This window comes from Streptomyces sp. A18 (genome assembly GCF_059026065.1).
Window position 1 is genome coordinate 1 of sequence record NZ_JBWLKL010000079.1, and the last position, 15,459, is coordinate 15,459.

The 15,459-nt window shown below is 67.1% G+C and carries 14 protein-coding genes and 2 pseudogenes; 7 read left to right on the forward strand and 9 right to left on the reverse strand.

The features are described from left to right. Nucleotides 1-126: 126 nt before the first annotated feature. Both AC5P1C_RS42680 and AC5P1C_RS42685 read left to right on the forward strand, forming a co-directional pair. On the forward strand, nt 127-1,815 hold the full coding sequence (locus tag AC5P1C_RS42680; RefSeq protein ID WP_493871420.1) for an ISAzo13 family transposase: 1,689 nt from the start codon (nt 127-129) through the stop codon (nt 1,813-1,815). A 543-nt stretch (nt 1,816-2,358) separates the two neighbouring features. Continuing rightward, a protein-coding gene (locus tag AC5P1C_RS42685; RefSeq protein WP_493871407.1) for an IS5 family transposase occupies nt 2,359-3,161 on the forward strand; the annotation gives its coding sequence in 2 pieces (ribosomal slippage) (nt 2,359-2,676 and nt 2,679-3,161; 801 coding nt in all). 5 nt (nt 3,162-3,166) lie between these two features. Here the strand turns inward: AC5P1C_RS42685 and AC5P1C_RS42690 are convergent. Then, entirely contained in the window at nt 3,167-3,715 is a 549-nt protein-coding gene (locus AC5P1C_RS42690; protein WP_493871408.1) for a hypothetical protein, read from the reverse strand. 314 nt (nt 3,716-4,029) lie between these two features. Between AC5P1C_RS42690 and AC5P1C_RS42695 the strand changes: the two genes are divergently transcribed. Beyond that, nucleotides 4,030-4,650: a hypothetical protein gene (locus AC5P1C_RS42695; RefSeq protein WP_493871409.1), complete on the forward strand. Its 621-nt coding sequence runs from the start codon at nt 4,030-4,032 to the stop codon at nt 4,648-4,650. 409 nt (nt 4,651-5,059) lie between these two features. Here AC5P1C_RS42695 and AC5P1C_RS42700 read toward each other — a convergent pair. Continuing rightward, nucleotides 5,060-5,437 (reverse strand): annotated as a pseudogene (locus AC5P1C_RS42700) (transposase); the annotation flags it as partial. On the opposite strand from AC5P1C_RS42700, the pseudogene AC5P1C_RS42705 reads away from it, so the two are divergent. After that, a pseudogene (locus tag AC5P1C_RS42705) lies at nt 5,436-5,834 on the forward strand (LysE family translocator); the annotation flags it as partial. The pseudogenes AC5P1C_RS42700 and AC5P1C_RS42705 overlap by 2 nt on opposite strands. Before the next feature lie 220 nt (nt 5,835-6,054). Here AC5P1C_RS42705 and AC5P1C_RS42710 read toward each other — a convergent pair. The 4 genes from AC5P1C_RS42710 to AC5P1C_RS42725 all read right to left on the reverse strand — a co-directional run bounded on the left by AC5P1C_RS42710 (nt 6,055) and on the right by AC5P1C_RS42725 (nt 8,876). Then, nucleotides 6,055-6,657: a hypothetical protein gene (locus AC5P1C_RS42710; protein WP_493871410.1), complete on the reverse strand. Its 603-nt coding sequence runs from the start codon at nt 6,655-6,657 to the stop codon at nt 6,055-6,057. 33 nt (nt 6,658-6,690) lie between these two features. Continuing rightward, nucleotides 6,691-7,449, reverse strand: a complete 759-nt coding sequence (locus tag AC5P1C_RS42715; protein WP_493871411.1) for a hypothetical protein — start codon at nt 7,447-7,449, stop codon at nt 6,691-6,693. Nucleotides 7,450-7,531: 82 nt separating this feature from the next. Beyond that, entirely contained in the window at nt 7,532-7,882 is a 351-nt protein-coding gene (locus tag AC5P1C_RS42720) for a hypothetical protein (protein WP_493871412.1), read from the reverse strand. Continuing rightward, entirely contained in the window at nt 7,875-8,876 is a 1,002-nt protein-coding gene (locus AC5P1C_RS42725) for a recombinase family protein (RefSeq protein ID WP_493871413.1), read from the reverse strand. The genes AC5P1C_RS42720 and AC5P1C_RS42725 overlap by 8 nt, the downstream gene beginning before the upstream one ends. Before the next feature lie 261 nt (nt 8,877-9,137). On the opposite strand from AC5P1C_RS42725, the gene AC5P1C_RS42730 reads away from it, so the two are divergent. Further along, nucleotides 9,138-9,962: a competence protein CoiA family protein gene (locus AC5P1C_RS42730; RefSeq protein WP_493871414.1), complete on the forward strand. Its 825-nt coding sequence runs from the start codon at nt 9,138-9,140 to the stop codon at nt 9,960-9,962. Beyond that, complete coding sequence (locus tag AC5P1C_RS42735; RefSeq protein WP_493871415.1) at nt 9,959-10,555, forward strand: hypothetical protein; 597 nt, start codon at nt 9,959-9,961, stop codon at nt 10,553-10,555. The genes AC5P1C_RS42730 and AC5P1C_RS42735 overlap by 4 nt, the downstream gene beginning before the upstream one ends. A 960-nt stretch (nt 10,556-11,515) precedes the next feature. Here the strand turns inward: AC5P1C_RS42735 and AC5P1C_RS42740 are convergent. Beyond that, complete coding sequence (locus AC5P1C_RS42740) at nt 11,516-12,904, reverse strand: APC family permease (RefSeq protein ID WP_493871416.1); 1,389 nt, start codon at nt 12,902-12,904, stop codon at nt 11,516-11,518. Then, entirely contained in the window at nt 12,901-13,836 is a 936-nt protein-coding gene (locus tag AC5P1C_RS42745; protein WP_493871417.1) for a carbon-nitrogen hydrolase family protein, read from the reverse strand. The genes AC5P1C_RS42740 and AC5P1C_RS42745 overlap by 4 nt, the downstream gene beginning before the upstream one ends. 165 nt (nt 13,837-14,001) lie before the next feature. Between AC5P1C_RS42745 and AC5P1C_RS42750 the strand changes: the two genes are divergently transcribed. Next, on the forward strand, nt 14,002-14,676 hold the full coding sequence (locus AC5P1C_RS42750) for a TetR/AcrR family transcriptional regulator (RefSeq protein ID WP_493871418.1): 675 nt from the start codon (nt 14,002-14,004) through the stop codon (nt 14,674-14,676). 351 nt (nt 14,677-15,027) lie between these two features. On the opposite strand, the gene AC5P1C_RS42755 is transcribed toward AC5P1C_RS42750, so the two are convergent. Beyond that, nucleotides 15,028-15,165 carry a hypothetical protein gene (locus AC5P1C_RS42755; protein ID WP_493871419.1) on the reverse strand — a complete coding sequence of 46 codons (138 nt, stop codon included), beginning with the start codon at nt 15,163-15,165 and terminating at the stop codon, nt 15,028-15,030. Between the last annotated feature and the right edge of the window lie 294 nt (nt 15,166-15,459).

The window sequence follows — 15,459 nt, forward strand, 5'->3', positions numbered from 1 at the left end:
TGAGCGGGCCTGGCGGTCTGGGGAAGACGGAGTTGGCTGTCCTGATCGCCCGTACGCTAGGCGATCGCTATCCCTTAGGGCGTGCAGGTTTTTAACCCGTGGCTTCCCATTCAGTGGATCGTTGGTCTGGGTGGGCTGGAAGCGCAACAGGCCGTGCTGGCAGCCAAGTTCGGGGCGATCCTGCCGCATCTTGATGAGCGGCAGCGGCGTCTGCTGATAGGGGCGGAGGCCCGGTCGCTCGGCCACGGAGGGATCAAGGCGGTCGCCCGTGCCGCCGGTGTCCGTGAGGCCACTGTGTCGCTCGGGGTGCGGGAACTCGACTCCGGGGAAGCCCCGTTGGGGCGGGTCCGCAGGGCCGGCGGTGGACGCAAACGCATCGTCGACCTCGACCCTGCTCTTCGGGCCGCGCTGCTCACCCTGGTCGAGCCTGATGTCCGCGGGGATCCCATGTCTCCACTGCGCTGGACCACCAAGTCCACCCGCAAGCTCGCCGAGGTATTGACCGGCCAGGGCCACAGGATCTCCGCGGACACGGTTGGCGACCTCCTACGCGAGGAGGGCTTCAGCCTTCAGGGCAACGCCAAGATCCTGGAGGGCAAGCAGCACCCCGACCGGGACGCCCAGTTCCACTACCTCAACGAGCAAGCCCGGAACCATCAAGGCGGCGGGGATCCGGTGATCAGTGTGGACGCGAAGAAGAAGGAACTGGTCGGCCCCTTCAAGAACAACGGCCGCGAATGGGAGCCGCGGGGCAAGCCGGTGCGGGTGGACACCCATGACTTCCCCGGCCTCGCCTTGGGCAGGGCGGTGCCCTACGGCATCTATGACGTCGCCGCGAACACCGGCTGGGTCAACGTGGGCACTGACCACGACACCGCCGCGTTCGCCGTCGAATCGATCCGCCGCTGGTGGAACGAGGCCGGGCGGGCCGCCTATCCCACGGCCGACCGGCTGCTGATCACCGCCGACGCGGGCGGCTCCAACGGGTATCGCACCCGCACCTGGAAGACCGAGCTCGCCCAGTTCGCAGCCGAGTCCGGCCTGGCTATCACCGTCTGCCACATGCCTCCCGGAACTTCGAAGTGGAACCGGATCGAGCACCGGCTGTTCTCCCACATCACCATGAACTGGCGCGGCAGGCCCCTGACCAGTCACGAAGTCATCGTCCAGAGCATCGCCGCGACCACCACCAAAGCTGGCCTGACGGTGCACGCCGAACTCGACACCGACCAGTACCCCACCGGCATCCAGGTCAGCGACGAGGAGATTGCTGCCCTGCCGATCACACGGCACCGTTTCCATGGCGACTGGAATTACACCCTCCACCCCCAGCTGCTTCCGGACACGACGCCCGTCAACAGCACCGCGGAACAGCCGCCGGCAAACAGACCACATCACCTGACGCTGCACTCGCTGCAGGACCCGGAACTGACCGGTATGACCCGCCAACAGCTCAGCGAATTGATCGACACACTCATTCCCGAGCTGGAGCTACAGCGCGAGCAGTCACTCCGCATGCGTCGTGGCCACGAACGCTTGGTAGCCCCCGGTGCGGGCGCCAAAGCCAAGCTCGCTCCCGCCGACCAGGTCCTGGCGACCGTGCTCTACCTGCGCAGACTCGCCACCCTCGAACTCGTTGGCCAGCTCTTCGGAATCACCAGCATGACCGTCAGCCGCATCGTCCGGGAAGTCCGTCCGCTTCTGGAAGCCCGCGGTCACCACACCACCGCCTCCACGGCCCGCTTCCGCACGCCCAAGGACATCGCGATGTTCCTCGCTCCGGACACCAACTCAAAGATCAAACCTGCGGGTTGATGATCTGCACGCCCTTAGGGACAGCGGCATCCCGCTCGTTCGCAGCCGAATCACCGCGCTCCGAGCCCTCGTCTCCGAGATGCCACCGGCCGTCGCCGCCCAGGCCGTCGGCTACACGTCTCGGTGCGTCGAGCAACATGCCGACACAATCGGCATGTCATGGGTGAACTACGTTCCTGCGCGCCGCGGTCCTGGCGAACTGACGACATCCTGATACGCGATGCCGTCAGTAGAGTGGTCGGTTACGGAGCACCAGGAGGAGCAGCGCCAGAACGGGGGATCTTCGAGGCGAGGCGCCCCCGGGCATGCAGGAGTATCCATCTTCGGGAAACCCGCCATCACATCGATCCCATGCCCCTCATGCTGGTCCCGACCTCAGTCATGGAAGGTCCAATGAACCCAAGTCGGCACTACATATACCCCGCGTTGATCTGCTTGGCGGAGAGGTTCAGAAAGCTGCGTTCTTTAGAGCTCGTAACACGATCTTGTTGAGGTGTGCTGGTCGGGCGTGACCGATGTGACGATTCGGCCGTTCGGGAGGGCGTGAGTACTCGGCCGTGGATCGTGGACGACGACTTGTGGGCGCTGATCGAGCCGCTGCTGCCGCCCTGGCCAGAGAAGGCGCCGGGCCCGCAGCCGGTACCGGACCGGCTGTGTCTCCAGGGCATCCTGTATGTCCTCTATAACGACATAGCCTGGCAACTCCTGCCGCTTGAGCTGGGGTTCGGCTCGGGACAGACCTGCTGGCGACGCTTGGACCGCTGGCAGCAGGCCGGAGTCTTCGACCTACTGCACCGCATCCTGCTCACCGAACTCAACGCGGCCGGCGAACTCGACTGGTCCCGGGCCTGCGTGGACGGCTCCCACATCCGCGCGAAAAAGGGGGAGCCGACACCGGTCCGTCGCCGGTCGACCGGCGGAAGACGGGCAGCAAACACCACCTGATCTGCGACGGACGCGGCACCCCGCTCAAGGTCATCACCACTGCGGCTAACGTCAACGACGTCACCCAGACCCTCGCCCTGGTCGACGGCATCCCGCCCGTGGCCGGATGGCCCGGGCGCCCGCGCCGCCGCCCCGACTCGCTTCTTGGTGACAAGGGCTACGACTCCAACCCCAACCGGCGAGAGCTGCGCAAGCGGCGGATCCTGCCCGTCATCTCGTGCAAGGGCGCCCCGAACATCAAGGGCCTTGGCAAACTCCGTTACGTCGTCGAGCAGACCTTCGCTCTGCTCCACCAGTTCAAGCGCCTCGCCGTCCGCTGGGAACGTCGAACCGAACTGCACGACGCTTTCATCTCGTTGGCCTGCAGCCTCATCTGCTGGAGACGCCTCAAGTGTGGCTGAGCGCTTCAGTTGACGGATGAGCCGGGTCGATACCCAGCCCACATCGGATCGTCCAGTGCTGGTCGTCCTGAGAGGCGCCGGAGCGGACCTCCGGCGAGCGAGAGTCGGCGGCGCGCGACGTTGAGGAAGTGGCCCTGCGCCGCTTCAACGCGAGCTCGCAGAGCCAACCAGCTCTCGTCAGGGGTCAGACCGCGTCTCACAGCGAAGTGGAGCTGCCAGATTTGCTCATCGAGGGCGTGGACGGCTTCTGCGGTGTCCCGATCAGCTACGAGGTTCACCATAGCTATCGCTTCGTTCCAAGGCCGCCAGTCGACAGTGGTCGCCACGACGACACCCTGCGGAACTGAGTCGGGACGACTTCCTTCCATCTGGCCGAGGCCAATGAGTACCGCAGTCGATTCCCGCAGCACACATGCATATGCCGCCACCTGCTGATCCCTGATCCAGTGTCGATCCTGAGATCTCCTGCTGACCGCGCTGCCAGCGAACACACCGATGAGCGTGGTCACCACCGCGCCCGCAGGAGCCGCCAGCAAGCTCCACAACGCGCTCATGGAGACAGTCTTGTGGAGTCAGCGATCCGCTCGCAGGCCATTCGGATCCAAGCCTGCAGCCCTTTGACTGACTCGCAGGCGGTGTGCTAGCAGCCGCCAACGAAGCGCTCAGGCACATGAAGAAAGACCGTTCATGATCGTGTTACGAGCTCTTAGAAAGAGTGTCGATATCCTACTCCGCACGCAGTATGAATTCCTTCCTTGGTAAGCTTTTTTCTCAAGCTAGTCGGAGTGCAGGCCAACAGGAGCGGGATCAGCTTGACAGTCTGCTGTCTAGCATGCGCTGGTATTTTGTGTACAGGCACCAGGACCCCATGCAGGGCCAAGATCTCAGGCTACCGGGACCGGCCTCAAGCAACCGCTACGATCAGCAAGCATCCCAGTTGCGCAGCTTCATCACGAGCTACTACGGGCGGCGATTCCATGCCTGGTATGCCTCGACCGAATTCGAGGCCATCCCCTTTCTCAGCCGCACCTTCCGCGGGATGGACGAGATCACCGGATCCACGCTCGACGTTCATTTCCACGCCGATCAGCGCTCCATCTACCGTTCCGGCAATGAACAGGGCAGGGAGACTGACGAAATCTGGGGGGATAACGTACGACTCGCTCTGGGCGTCACGGAGAAGCCACAAGGCCACTGCATGTACGTGTGGCAAAGATCTGCGCACCGCGCTGAGCAGCAGCACACATTTACCTTTGAGGGCCCACATTTGCTGGACCTGACACATTTTCACGACAAGGCTCGGCTGGGAGCCTTGGCGAAACTCAAAGCTGAGCTTCAAGTGGGAACTGCACTTCGCGAAGCGGTCCAAGAAGCCCAACGTCGTCCCGTTCGTATCGACAGGATGCAGCTTGACGAACTGCTGCCCGGGTCAACCCTCCGAGAGCGCCGGGAAGCCAAGCAATGGGCCAGAGCGTACGTTGAACGCTAGGGGGGCAGCGCGGAAGCAGTGGCAGCGGCAAAGCTCATGCGTGACGGGCTGCGTGCTAGCGGCCGAGCGTATCGAGTCGACACCCACGCTCTCGTCGCCACAATTCTGACGCTTTCGGGAGTCCTCGGCGCTCCGCATGTCCTAACCAACGACCTGCCGGAGAGTATCGGGGTGATAGCTGATGCCATTTCGGCCGTAATACAGGACATGAACCGGTAAGATCTCTGATTTGAACCTTAAATACGTGCCGTGCACTGGCATCCGTGCCGATACTGCTCACGCTGCGGCTTTGTACCTATCATTGACGCGTCCCCCTATCGGGAGGCTAGCGGGGGCAGGCGGCGTGTGATGACACCGCCTGAACTAATGTGGCGGGGCGGAGAATTGCGGCTGTTGGGTGAACGGGCGGGCGGGTAAGTCGGCGGGTCATGAGCGTGATCGCGGCGAGCGTGAGCATCGCTTCGGAGTGATCGGGACGGGACTCGTAGTCGCGCACATTCCGGCGCGCCTGCACCAGCCACGCCAGCGGCCTCTCTACCACCCACCGACGCGGCAAAATCACGAACCCCTGGGCACCCTTGGGCCTACTCACAGTCTTGATCGTCAGGCGGAGGAACGACTTCGCCCAGTCCACGAGCTTGCCCGCGTAGACCAAGTCTGCCCAGACGATGGTGATTTCAGGATTCACGAGCCGGAGCCGGAAGAGGACTTCTCGGGCTGCGACGCTGTCGTGCATGTCGGCCGGGGTGACCATCACGAACAGCAGGAGCCCCTTCAGGTCGACGATGTTGGCCGGCGCCGCCTACCTCGGCATCCAGGCGTACCGCCACCGCGGCCGCCTGCGGGCCGACCTGACGACCGGGGAGGGCGAGCGGCGCGGTGATCTGCGCACGGTCCTGGACGGCCTGTTGGTGAGCGCCACCAACCCCAAGGGCCTGGTCTTCTTCGCTGCGGTCCTGCCGCAGTTCGTCAACCACGACGCCGGGAACATCCCGCTGCAGATGATGGTCCTCGGCCTGATCCCGGGCGGCATCGGCCTGGTCTGCGACACGGTCTGGGGCCTGGGCGCCTCGTCGGCCCGGACCTGGTTCGCCGGCTCCGACCGGCGCCTGTCGATGATCGGCGGCGCGGGCGGCATCGCCCTGATCGGCCTCGGACTCACCGTCGCCACCCCCGCCACTGACCCCTCCCGGACCAGTCGGCCGCCGCCGAGCCGCACGGACTCGCTGCCTAGGTCTCCGCAGGCGGGGAACCGGCCTTGGGGACCAACGGAACAGCTATTGGCGCTAAGCACTTGATTATGAATGTCGAAGACCCCCAGCGTGGTGATCGCTGGGGTCTTCGACGCGTATTGGGTCAGTGGCGTTAGTTGCTTTGGGTGACAGCGGTTGGCGCTGAGAACAATCATGGTCGGCCTTGGCGCGGCCGACGTTCCTCAAGTCCGTGATCCTCTACGACGGACCGGGAGGAGCGGGCGAATGCATCCCTGCCCGCGTCGAACTTGGCGCGGGCCTCATGGAAAGCCAGGTCGCGGCGTTCCTCGTCCTCCGCCGCCCGACCGCGCCACGGAGCGCGACGGATGCGTTCGACAAACAGACGGAACTCGTCGTTCAAGATGCGGCCGCAGATATAGACCTCCTGCGCTGCCGCCGCAGCAGCGTCCGGACCGTTGAGTTGGATCTCGATCAGCAGCTTCCTCAGTTCCCGGATAGCATCGCTGATCTCCTGTTCAGAGAGCCGCAGGTTGCGGCTGGTGAGCAGGAATGAGATGGCGGGACCGTCGACTGCTCCCAGCCCGACCCGGTGCAACGCGTCGTCGATCGGCTCGGCCGCCTGCTGGAACAGCCGGTAAGCCGCGCGCCGTTCCTCTCTGAGCTTCTGTGCGTGTTCTATTCGCCCGCGGTCGCGAGCTTGCCGCCCGGCGGCAAGGTAGGCGAGTCCCGCCGTTCCCAACGATCCGACGACACCGATTCCTGCGCCCGCTAAGGCGGCGATTCCCTGATCCATGAGCGGCATCCTGACGCACGCGCGCGGCCGACATCAGCAGAATGCGCCGCCCCGGTCTCGTTGTTGGTCAGTGGCGTGGACGCCAGCGGGTGACGCACTGGCCGTCGCCGGCGCCGAGCCGGAAGGGCAGGGCGATGCGGCCCAGGGGGAAGGTCTCGCCGGGGGCGTGGGGAGTCCAGCCGCAGCGGGTGTAGAACGCGGCCAGATCGCGGTCGGCTTCGTAGGAGCCGTACAGCAGGATGTAGCCGAGCTGCTGGTGGATCTGCCAGGTCCGCTTGAGCAGGTGGCGGCGATGCCCTGGCCGCGGGCGTGTTCGGCCACGGCCAGGCCGTGGATCTTGGCGACGAACAGGCTCAGGGCCATGGCCTTGTCGGCCGTGTAGCCGTTGTTCATGGCCATATCGATGAGCGTTCCGGGGGCGGTGGCAGAGAGGATGCCGACGGTGCGGTCGGTCTCGTGGGTGGCGCCCAGCGTCAGGGAGACGGTGGTCAGGGCCTCGTTCATGGGCCGGTCGGTGAAGGCGGCCGAGGCGGCGTCGTAGTACGCCTTCGTGTTCGAGGCGCCGAGTCCGGCGAGCATGGCGCAGGACGCCGAGCCGTCCTCGATGGCTGCCCGCAGGACGGGGATGATCCTGACGCCGTCGCCGGTGGTGGCCATCAGCGCGTTCGCCGCTTCGACGTCCTGGCCGCGGGCCAGGCGGGTGCGGGTGCCGGCCGGGCCCTGCCAGCCGGTGCGGACTCGGTCGGCGGACGGTGGCGGTGCCTGCCTGGCCTTCTTGGTCGTCTTGCCCATGGTCTTCGTTCCCCCTGTGGTGATGTCGGCGGCGTACCGCCGGTGGTCCTTCAGGTGGATCTTGTCCCGGTGGCCGGGCGGCTTACCGCCGCTTTCTGGTCGGATATTTCCCGTCTGGTTCTGAGGGGGAGACGAGCCGCAGGGTGGGGCGTGGTGGGGCGAACTCGCCGAGTTCGAGTGCTGCCTCGCGCCAGTTCGCGGCGAGTTGGAGCAGCCGTTCGCTGTCGTGGCGGTAGCCGGGCGGCGGGGTGTTCGGGACGGTCGGCCACAGGATGGTGGCGGCGAACCGGAGCCCGTGCATGGCGGCGGTGGCGTGGGCGTCGACGCTGCCGCCTTCCAGGCGCCGCAGCATGTCGAGCCGGGCTGCGGCGTCGAGGAGTTCGTCGTAGACCTTCGCGTACTCCTGCGCGCGTACGGTGGCGAGGTCATCCATGTCGGGTGCCTGCGGCGTTGGGGTGGGGCGGGGCCTGGAGCCGTTCGCGCAGGTCGATCTTTTCGGGGGTGAGCGGGTCCTCGGGCCGGCGGATGCGTACGGGCTTGGGCCGCAGCGGCAGGCCGTCGTCCGCCGCGGCGGCTTCGGCGAGCGCTCGGTACAGCGAGGCGACCGAGGGAGACTTGCCCGCGTTCTTACCGACCTTGATGGTGAGCTTCTTCGCGATCTCGGGGACGGGGACGCCCTTGTCCTTCAGGGCGACGGCGAAGTTGAGCATGTCATCGTCGATGACCTTCGGGCGTCCGCCGTGGTTGCCCTTGGACGCGGCGATGACCTGGCCTTCGAGGGTCTTCTCCCGGATGTAGTTGCGGTCGAGCTGGGCGCCGACGGCGAAGGACATGGCGCCCATGCCGTTGGGGTCGCAGATGCCGGTGAGCGAGCCGGTGAGGAGTTCGAGCTGGATGCCGCCAGCCTGGAGCCCCGCGGACACGGTCATTAGCTTGGCCGCGTTCCTGGCCAGACGCTTCATCTCGTGGACGGTGAGGATCACGGCCGTATCGGGCGCGGCCTCCTTGAACTGGTGGGCCAGGGCGAGCGCCTTCTCCAGCTCGGGCCGCACTTTGACGCGGGTGCTGGTCTGTTCCTTGAAGACCTTGTGGCACTCCGCCCGGTGGAGGGCTTCGAGCTGGCTTGCCAGCTCTTGGCGGGCGGTCGAGGTGCGGGCGTACCCGAGTCTGATCGGGCGCTCGGTGCGGGGCGCGGGCACGATTGCGAGCGCCGGGCCCTGCTTCCACGCGCGGCCCGGGTGCCGGTCGGCGGGGACGAGGATCTCCAGTTCCTCGCGGAGCGCGGGGACGAGGACGAAGCGGGGGGTGTGGTACTTCGCGGCGGTCTTCCCGCCGCGGGTGCGGCAGGCGCTGCCGGCGGGCACATCACATTTCGTGCAGTCGTGATGTTCTGCCGCAAGTGCTGCCTGATCGGGCGTCAAATCCATGGAGGAAGCCTCTCAGAAGCACCTCGCACAACACGCCGGGGACTTTTGCGAACGTCGATCTGCGGAAATGTAATCGCCCCAGGGACGTTCTCAGAACTCTCACAGATGGTCATTTGTGAGAGTGACGCAGTGTGTGGCTTAGGCCTGTGCTCGACCGAAGGGGAGTCGTGATCGAGTTCCGGACGTGCGTCCGAATTCGGTGGTCTCAACTGTCAGTGGCCAGCGCAACACTCTGAGCTGATTGTCGTTCAGAGGGGGGCGATGGCATTCCGGGCCGTGCACGCCGGGTGGGGAACCGTCTTCGCACACCTGCCGGATCTCGGCTGCGGGCAGGCGTGGGAGGCGGTGTGGAAGGTGAAGCCGCGCGCGTCGATCGCCTGCGTGGAGTGCTGGCGCCCGATGTACGCGAAGACCTCCCGGGCGGGGATGCGGTTCTTCGCCCACGCCCCGCACGCCCCGGACTGCAAGATCGCGCGCGAGGGGGAATCGGAGGCCCACCACCTCCTCAAGCTCGAACTCGCCTGGGCCGCGCGCGACGCGGGCGCCCACGCCGAGCTGGAGGTACGGGCGCCGGACGGGTCCTGGCGGGCCGACGTGCTGGCCTCCGCCCCGGACGGTTCCTGGCACATCGCGCTGGAGGCCCCGCTGTCGCCCATCACGGATACGGACATCGCGGTCCGGACGGAGCCGATGCGCCAGCACGGCGTCGCGGCCCGCTGGTTCAGCGACCGGCCGCGGCCCCCGTGGCTGGGCACGGTCCGCTCCGTACGGGTGGTCCGCGAACAGGACGGCGGCCCCCTGGGCGTTGCGGAGGGTCTGGTCCGCTTCGACGGCCGGTCCTGGCGACGGGACCGGGCGACCGTGCTGCCCGACTTCCTGCGCTGGGTCTTCCACGGCCAGGCCGTGGAGCATTCGGTGAAGAGCCTTTACGCGTACGAGGACGGGTTACGCAGCCTGCGGAAGGTGTGGACGCACCCGAAGTTTATCGCGGCCGAGGAAACCCACCTGGCCGAAGAGGAACGCCGACGGCTGGCCTACGAGGCACAGGCCGCCATCAGGAAGCGCTCGCAAGGGCGTGGTCCGTGAGGGGCAACGCGGCCAGCCGCGTGCGGGCCCTGCGCAAGGCGCTCAAGGCGGAGGAAGCGGCCGGAGGCATGTCGGCGTCTTCGGCTCTGCGGGAGAAGGCGGCGCGGCGTGCGCCGGGCCATCGCCTACCTGAGCCGGGAACACGGCCTGACGGCCAGGGTGGGCTGGAGCGTGGCCGATCCCTGCTGGCGGGCGGCGTCCCGCTGGTCGACGGGGAGGGGGTGCCGGTCGCGGTGTTCAATCCTGCGCGACGTCTACTGCGGGGGCAGGCGTATCTGCTGCTGGCCGGGATGCTGCTGCTCTTCGGTGACGAGCTCGCGCTCAAGCTCTTCAACCGGTACGCCTACGGGGCGCCGAAGCGGCCGAAGGGCCAGCGCATGGAGGTGGTCCGCCTGGACCTCTGCGCGTGCGAGGCGCCGGAGCTGGTCGCGAAGATCGAGGGCCAGGAGTTCCCGGCAGAGCCCAGCGACAGCTTCGGGGCGGCCGCCGCTCCCTACCTCGCGCAGTGCCAGGTGTGCGGCGGCGCGTACAAGCTGCCCTGGCGCCGGGCCGTTCCCACCGGTGAACCGGACGGTACGGCGGCGTCGGGCTGAAGCCGTACCGGATCGCCGCCGTCAAATCTTCTGACGGCAACACGGGTTCCTGTTCCGTTCCTACCGGGCACGGCCCCGACGATGCGGCGCTGGGCCGTTCGCCCGGCTTCCGTCACGAGCACGGCCGCCGGCCCAGGTGTTCATCGTCGGGAGCGCACAGGTGTACCCACCCACGCCCGGGTCAACGACACCACGTCCTGGGCGGTTCCGGCGGGTAAGGGATTGAGGCTGCCGGGCCGGAAGGGGCCCAACAAGACCGGCCGGTCCGGCAGCCTCGGGTGGCCGGGCAGGCGTCGAGGCTGCCGGTCGGTCAGCGGATGCGGGCCGTGGGGCGACCACCGCACCACGCTGGTCTCTACCCGAGGGGCCACGGGCAGCTGCCCGCCAGCATGGCCCACTCCCGATCCCCTGACCGGGCACGACACGCCCCTCCGCCACCCAGTGGGCGGCCAGCGCGGCGAAGACCGGCTACCACTCCTGTCGCACACGCCCCTTTGCCGTTGGCCCCTCCGGGGCATTCACCCGGTCGGCTCAACGAGGTGCCCGGCACCGGGAAACGGTAGAAGTGAACGACATGAAGCTACCGGCGGGTTACTTGCTCCCCGGTGTCTGAGCTAGGACTCCGGGGCCGGTAAGACCGCCGACATCATTGCGATGCCGAGCGACCCGTTTCACCGATCTCGACGTCACGGGCGAGGTCGCATTCGTCATGATGGACGGCATCGTCTACAAACGGCCCCAGCCTCCCCGGTAGCGACCGTCCACTCGATCGCTGCATCGGAGCGTGTTCGCTCCCTTCCGTGTCCGCAGCTGCATTGCTCCACTGACCCGCCCATGCCGGACCGAATCAACCGCTACGTGCCCGTGGCACACCGGACAGCGGCAGCGCATGCATCCTGGTCCTGGTGTGTTGGCCAGAAAATCCGCCGCCGAACGGGCTGCAGCAGAAGGGAGGGCCTGTCAGGACTCGATCACGGCTGGCTCCTGTGCCGCTGTCGGGGGAGTTGCCTGCGTCTCGGCGCTCACCTCTGGCGTGGGCCGGCGGAACCCCCGTGTGATCCAGACGAGCCAGCCGAGCCCGGCGCACAGCCAGCAGGCCCCGATCGTGAGAGCGGTGGCGCTGAGTTGGGTGAGGAGGTAGATGGTCACGCATGCGGCGAGTGCAGGCACGAGGACGTAGCCAAGGGCTCCCACACGACGTTCTGTCCGGCGCCGCCGGACGTAGTACGCGATTGTGCACGCGTTCACCGCCGTGAAGGCCAGGAAGGCGCCGAAGTTGACGAAGGAGGTGGCCGTGGCGAGCGAGATATTCAGGCCGGCAGCGGCCATCGCCGCGGTGACGAGGAGGCCCCGCACGGGGGAGTGGGTGCGCGGGTTGAGGATGCCGAAGACGCGGTGGGGCAGGACTCCGTCCCGGCCCATCGTGTAGAGGAGGCGGCTGGTCGAGAGCTGTACGGCCACGCCTGAGGCGAAGCCTCCGATGATGGTGGCAGTGTTCGTCCAGTCGGCGAACGCCTGTCCGCCGACCTGGACGGAGAGGGTGTACCCGGCGATGTCGGGGTTGGCGAAGTGGCCGCCGGGGTGCACCAGTTGCATGACGTAGGCGACACAGGCGAAGAGGAGTCCGCCGATCGCGACCACGAGTACGACGGCCCGGGGGATCGTGCGGGCCGGGTCCCGGGTCTCCTCGGCCAGAGTGGTGACGGCGTCGAAGCCGAGGTAGGAGTACGCGGCCACGGCAGCTGCCGCGGAGACACCTGCGAGTGTTGTCCCGTCGTTCCAGAGCGGAGCGGAGTAGGAGGCCGGGTGGTGGCCGCCGAGGTGGACCAGGCAATAGACCACGAACAGGAGGACCAGGAGTACCGCGAGCGCGGTGAAGGCCTTGTTCAGGCGGTCCGTGAAGTTGAGACCGATGATGTTGACGATGGTGGTCAGGACGGCGTTGATGATCAGCCACGCCCACACTGGGACCGCGGGGAACTGGGCGTTGAGGTACACCGACTGCACCAGCCAGGCCATCATGGGCAGGAAGAGATAGTCGAGCAGTACCGCCCACCCCACCAAGAAGCCGACCGGTGCCCCGAGTTGGCGGCGAGCGTATACATAGGCCGAGCCGGAGGCCGGGTAGTGGCGGGCCATCCGTGCGTAGCTCAGGGCGGTGAGGCACATGGCGCCCGTGGCGAGCAGGAACGCGGTGGGCGCGGTGCCGGTACTGGCGGAGGCCACGACCCCGAACAGGACCACCACCAGGCTCGGTGCCATGTAGGAGACGCCGAAGGTTACAACCGAGGCCAGGGAGAGGTGTCCCTTGAGCGCGGGGCTGCCTGAGGCCTGAGGGGCGGCGCTCACCGGCTCGCCTCGGCGTCCTCGTTGCGCTGCTGGTCCGGCGGCCGGATTCGGAGCGCCGACGGGGTTTCGGGCGGGGTCGCCGGGTGCCAGTTCGAGGGCTCGATCCGGCCGTTGTACAGGGGGAGTTCCAGCGGGGTGTCGTCCGGAGCGAAGTAGTTCCAGGGCCAGGAGTCTCCGCCCGTGCCGTGCATGCGGGCGGCCGGTACCCGGTCGAAGTCGACCACGCTGAGCAGCACCGTCTCTTCTGCTCCCACTGCGGCCGTCCGGGTCTCGCCCTCGGGGTCGACGAGCAGCGACCGGCCCAGCGCGGTCGGCGCCGCACCGTTGACGCTGGCCGTCCAGACCTGGTTGACGATCGAGTTGGCGACGTTGAGGGGGATCTCCTGGGCCCGGCCCGAGGTCGGTGTCTGGACGAGGTTGAGGATCAGCTCGGCGCCCATCCAGGCGAGGTGGCGGGTGACCTCCGGGTACCACACGTCGTAGCAGATGGACAGCCCGACGCGCCCGGTGCCCGGCATGTCGAACACGACGAAGTCGCGCCCCGGTGCCATCGGCTCGTACGGACGCCAAGTGAAGATCTTCCGGTAGTGGGCGACGAGTTCGCCTTCCGGACTGTAGACCACAGCCGTGTTGTGGACCTGTCCGTCCTCGGCTCGTTCCAGGACGGTGCCGGGTACCAGCCAGATGCCCCGTTCGCGGGCCAATGCGGACAGGTGCTTGCCGCGCGGGCCGTCAAGGGGTTCGGCGTACGCCGCGTAGTAGTCCTCGAGGTCCAATGAGGTGTCATCGGCCGGTGAGCACAGGTGCAGCTCCGGATACACGACGAGTTCGGCGGCGCTGGGGGACTTCTGGCGGCGGCGCAGGTTGGTGGCGAAGTCGCCGAGGGTCTCGGCGACTGTCTGGACGAGGGCGACGCGGAGGTGTCGGCTCATAAGGGCATACCTGTTCATGGGAGGGCAGGGGGGGAGGGCAGCCCGGGCTCCCGGGTTTGTTAAATGAAATTTAATTAACTGAACAGGTGGGGTCAATGGATGCGCGCGAGTGGGCGTCCATGGATGCTGCCGAGAGGGCGGCGTGCGTGTGCCAGCATGTGTTCCATGCCCCGCCGCAAGAACCAGGCCGAACGCCGTGCTCACCTCGTCGATGCCGCCACTGCGGCGATCCTCGAGCACGGTGCCACAGCGACGAAGCTGCGGGACGTGGCCACAGCTGCCGGGGTGACGCCGGCCGCGGTGCTCTACTACTACCCGGACCTGCAGGCCGTGTTCGCTGCTGTCCTGGAGCACAGCAGGGAGACCTTCTGTGAGTTGCGCGAGGCGCAGATCGACGCGGCGTCGAATGCAGTCGACCAGATGCGCGCCTGCATCCGCTCCGGAGTTCCGTGGCCCGGCCGAGCCGAGCGCAGTACGCGACTGCTGATCGAACTGTTCCCGCTGACTCTGCGCGGACACGAGTCCGAGCAGCAGCAACGGACCTTCGCCGCGCGCCAGGTCGCGCTGTACCGGGAGGTGCTGCAGCGGGGTGCGGACGACGGGGTGTTCACGCTGGCTGCGCCCGCCGAGGATCTCGCCCGTTCGTTCCTGGCTCTCGAGGACGGCTACGCTATGGACCTTATGGCGGGTATCGAAACGCCGCGGGGTGTGCAGGCCCGCCTGCTCATGCACGCACGCATCGTGACGGGCTGTGAGGCACTCGCCGCCCCCGCCCATGATGAGGCCCAGCGGGGGACTGTCAGCGGTACTCGGGTCTCTCGGATACATCCGCAGCACTGACGCGCATCGTCGGGCATGCCATCGCCGGAACGGTGGCGTTGTTCGCGCGATCAGACTCTCGTCCTCTTCGTGTGGTCGCGTGACTCCCGGTCTGGTCGGCAGGGCTTGCTCACGGAGGAGTTCGCATCGCGGTCAGCCTGATTACGCCGGAGTTGATCGAAGCCGCGTCGGCAGTCGACGTGCAGGACGCCTCCGGATGCCAGGAAACCCCCCCTCGTTCTCAGCATGGCGGAGCCTGCGGTGCCTGTGGGCTGGCGTCGTCGACGGCGACCGCGATGGTGTCGGCGGTCAGGCGGAGCGTGAAGGTTCCGCCGCCGTGGCGCACGGCGTTGGTGACGAGTTCGGAAACGATCAGGACGGCGGATCGGCGTCTTCGGGCGCGATCTGCGGCTGCCTGAGGTCTTCGAGGAAGGCCCGGGTGGCACCGCTTGCGTCGGTGACGGCGCAGGTGGAGCGGTCTGCTGCGGCGTGGACGCTCATCGCGTTCATCAGCCCCGGGTCTGATCGTCCATGCCTGGTCCGCCAGTGCGGCTCCGTTGCCCCGGGCCCGCTGATTCCCTCCTGCCCCGTTCGCACCCGATTACCCCGCCGTCGAACACACGAAAATCTGTGTCGGCCAGAGTAGACATTGGGTGGTGGTGTGGTTATGGTTTCTCTCGTAACGGAGATCAAGCAGGGCCCGGCAGAGACGAACTGCCGGGCAGAAGTACCCGCAAGTGCAGTTGCAGGGCGGTGCGGTGGTGGAGTTTCGAAGCCAGAGCGGTTGCAGGACGGCGACGGGGC

What these genes read in the sequence shown, in the direction of transcription:
- AC5P1C_RS42720 (WP_493871412.1), bottom strand. Translation starts at nt 7,882, where the DNA reads ATGGATGACCTCGCCACCGTACGCGCGCAGGAGTACGCGAAGGTCTAC.
- AC5P1C_RS42755 (WP_493871419.1), bottom strand. Translation starts at nt 15,165, where the DNA reads ATGAACGCGATGAGCGTCCACGCCGCAGCAGACCGCTCCACCTGCGCC.
- AC5P1C_RS42750 (WP_493871418.1), top strand. Translation starts at nt 14,002, where the DNA reads ATGCCCCGCCGCAAGAACCAGGCCGAACGCCGTGCTCACCTCGTCGAT.
- AC5P1C_RS42710 (WP_493871410.1), bottom strand. Translation starts at nt 6,657, where the DNA reads ATGGATCAGGGAATCGCCGCCTTAGCGGGCGCAGGAATCGGTGTCGTC.
- AC5P1C_RS42690 (WP_493871408.1), bottom strand. Translation starts at nt 3,715, where the DNA reads ATGAGCGCGTTGTGGAGCTTGCTGGCGGCTCCTGCGGGCGCGGTGGTG.
- AC5P1C_RS42725 (WP_493871413.1), bottom strand. Translation starts at nt 8,876, where the DNA reads ATGGATTTGACGCCCGATCAGGCAGCACTTGCGGCAGAACATCACGAC.
- AC5P1C_RS42745 (WP_493871417.1), bottom strand. Translation starts at nt 13,836, where the DNA reads ATGAGCCGACACCTCCGCGTCGCCCTCGTCCAGACAGTCGCCGAGACC.
- AC5P1C_RS42695 (WP_493871409.1), top strand. Translation starts at nt 4,030, where the DNA reads ATGCAGGGCCAAGATCTCAGGCTACCGGGACCGGCCTCAAGCAACCGC.
- AC5P1C_RS42730 (WP_493871414.1), top strand. Translation starts at nt 9,138, where the DNA reads ATGGCATTCCGGGCCGTGCACGCCGGGTGGGGAACCGTCTTCGCACAC.
- AC5P1C_RS42715 (WP_493871411.1), bottom strand. Translation starts at nt 7,449, where the DNA reads ATGGGCAAGACGACCAAGAAGGCCAGGCAGGCACCGCCACCGTCCGCC.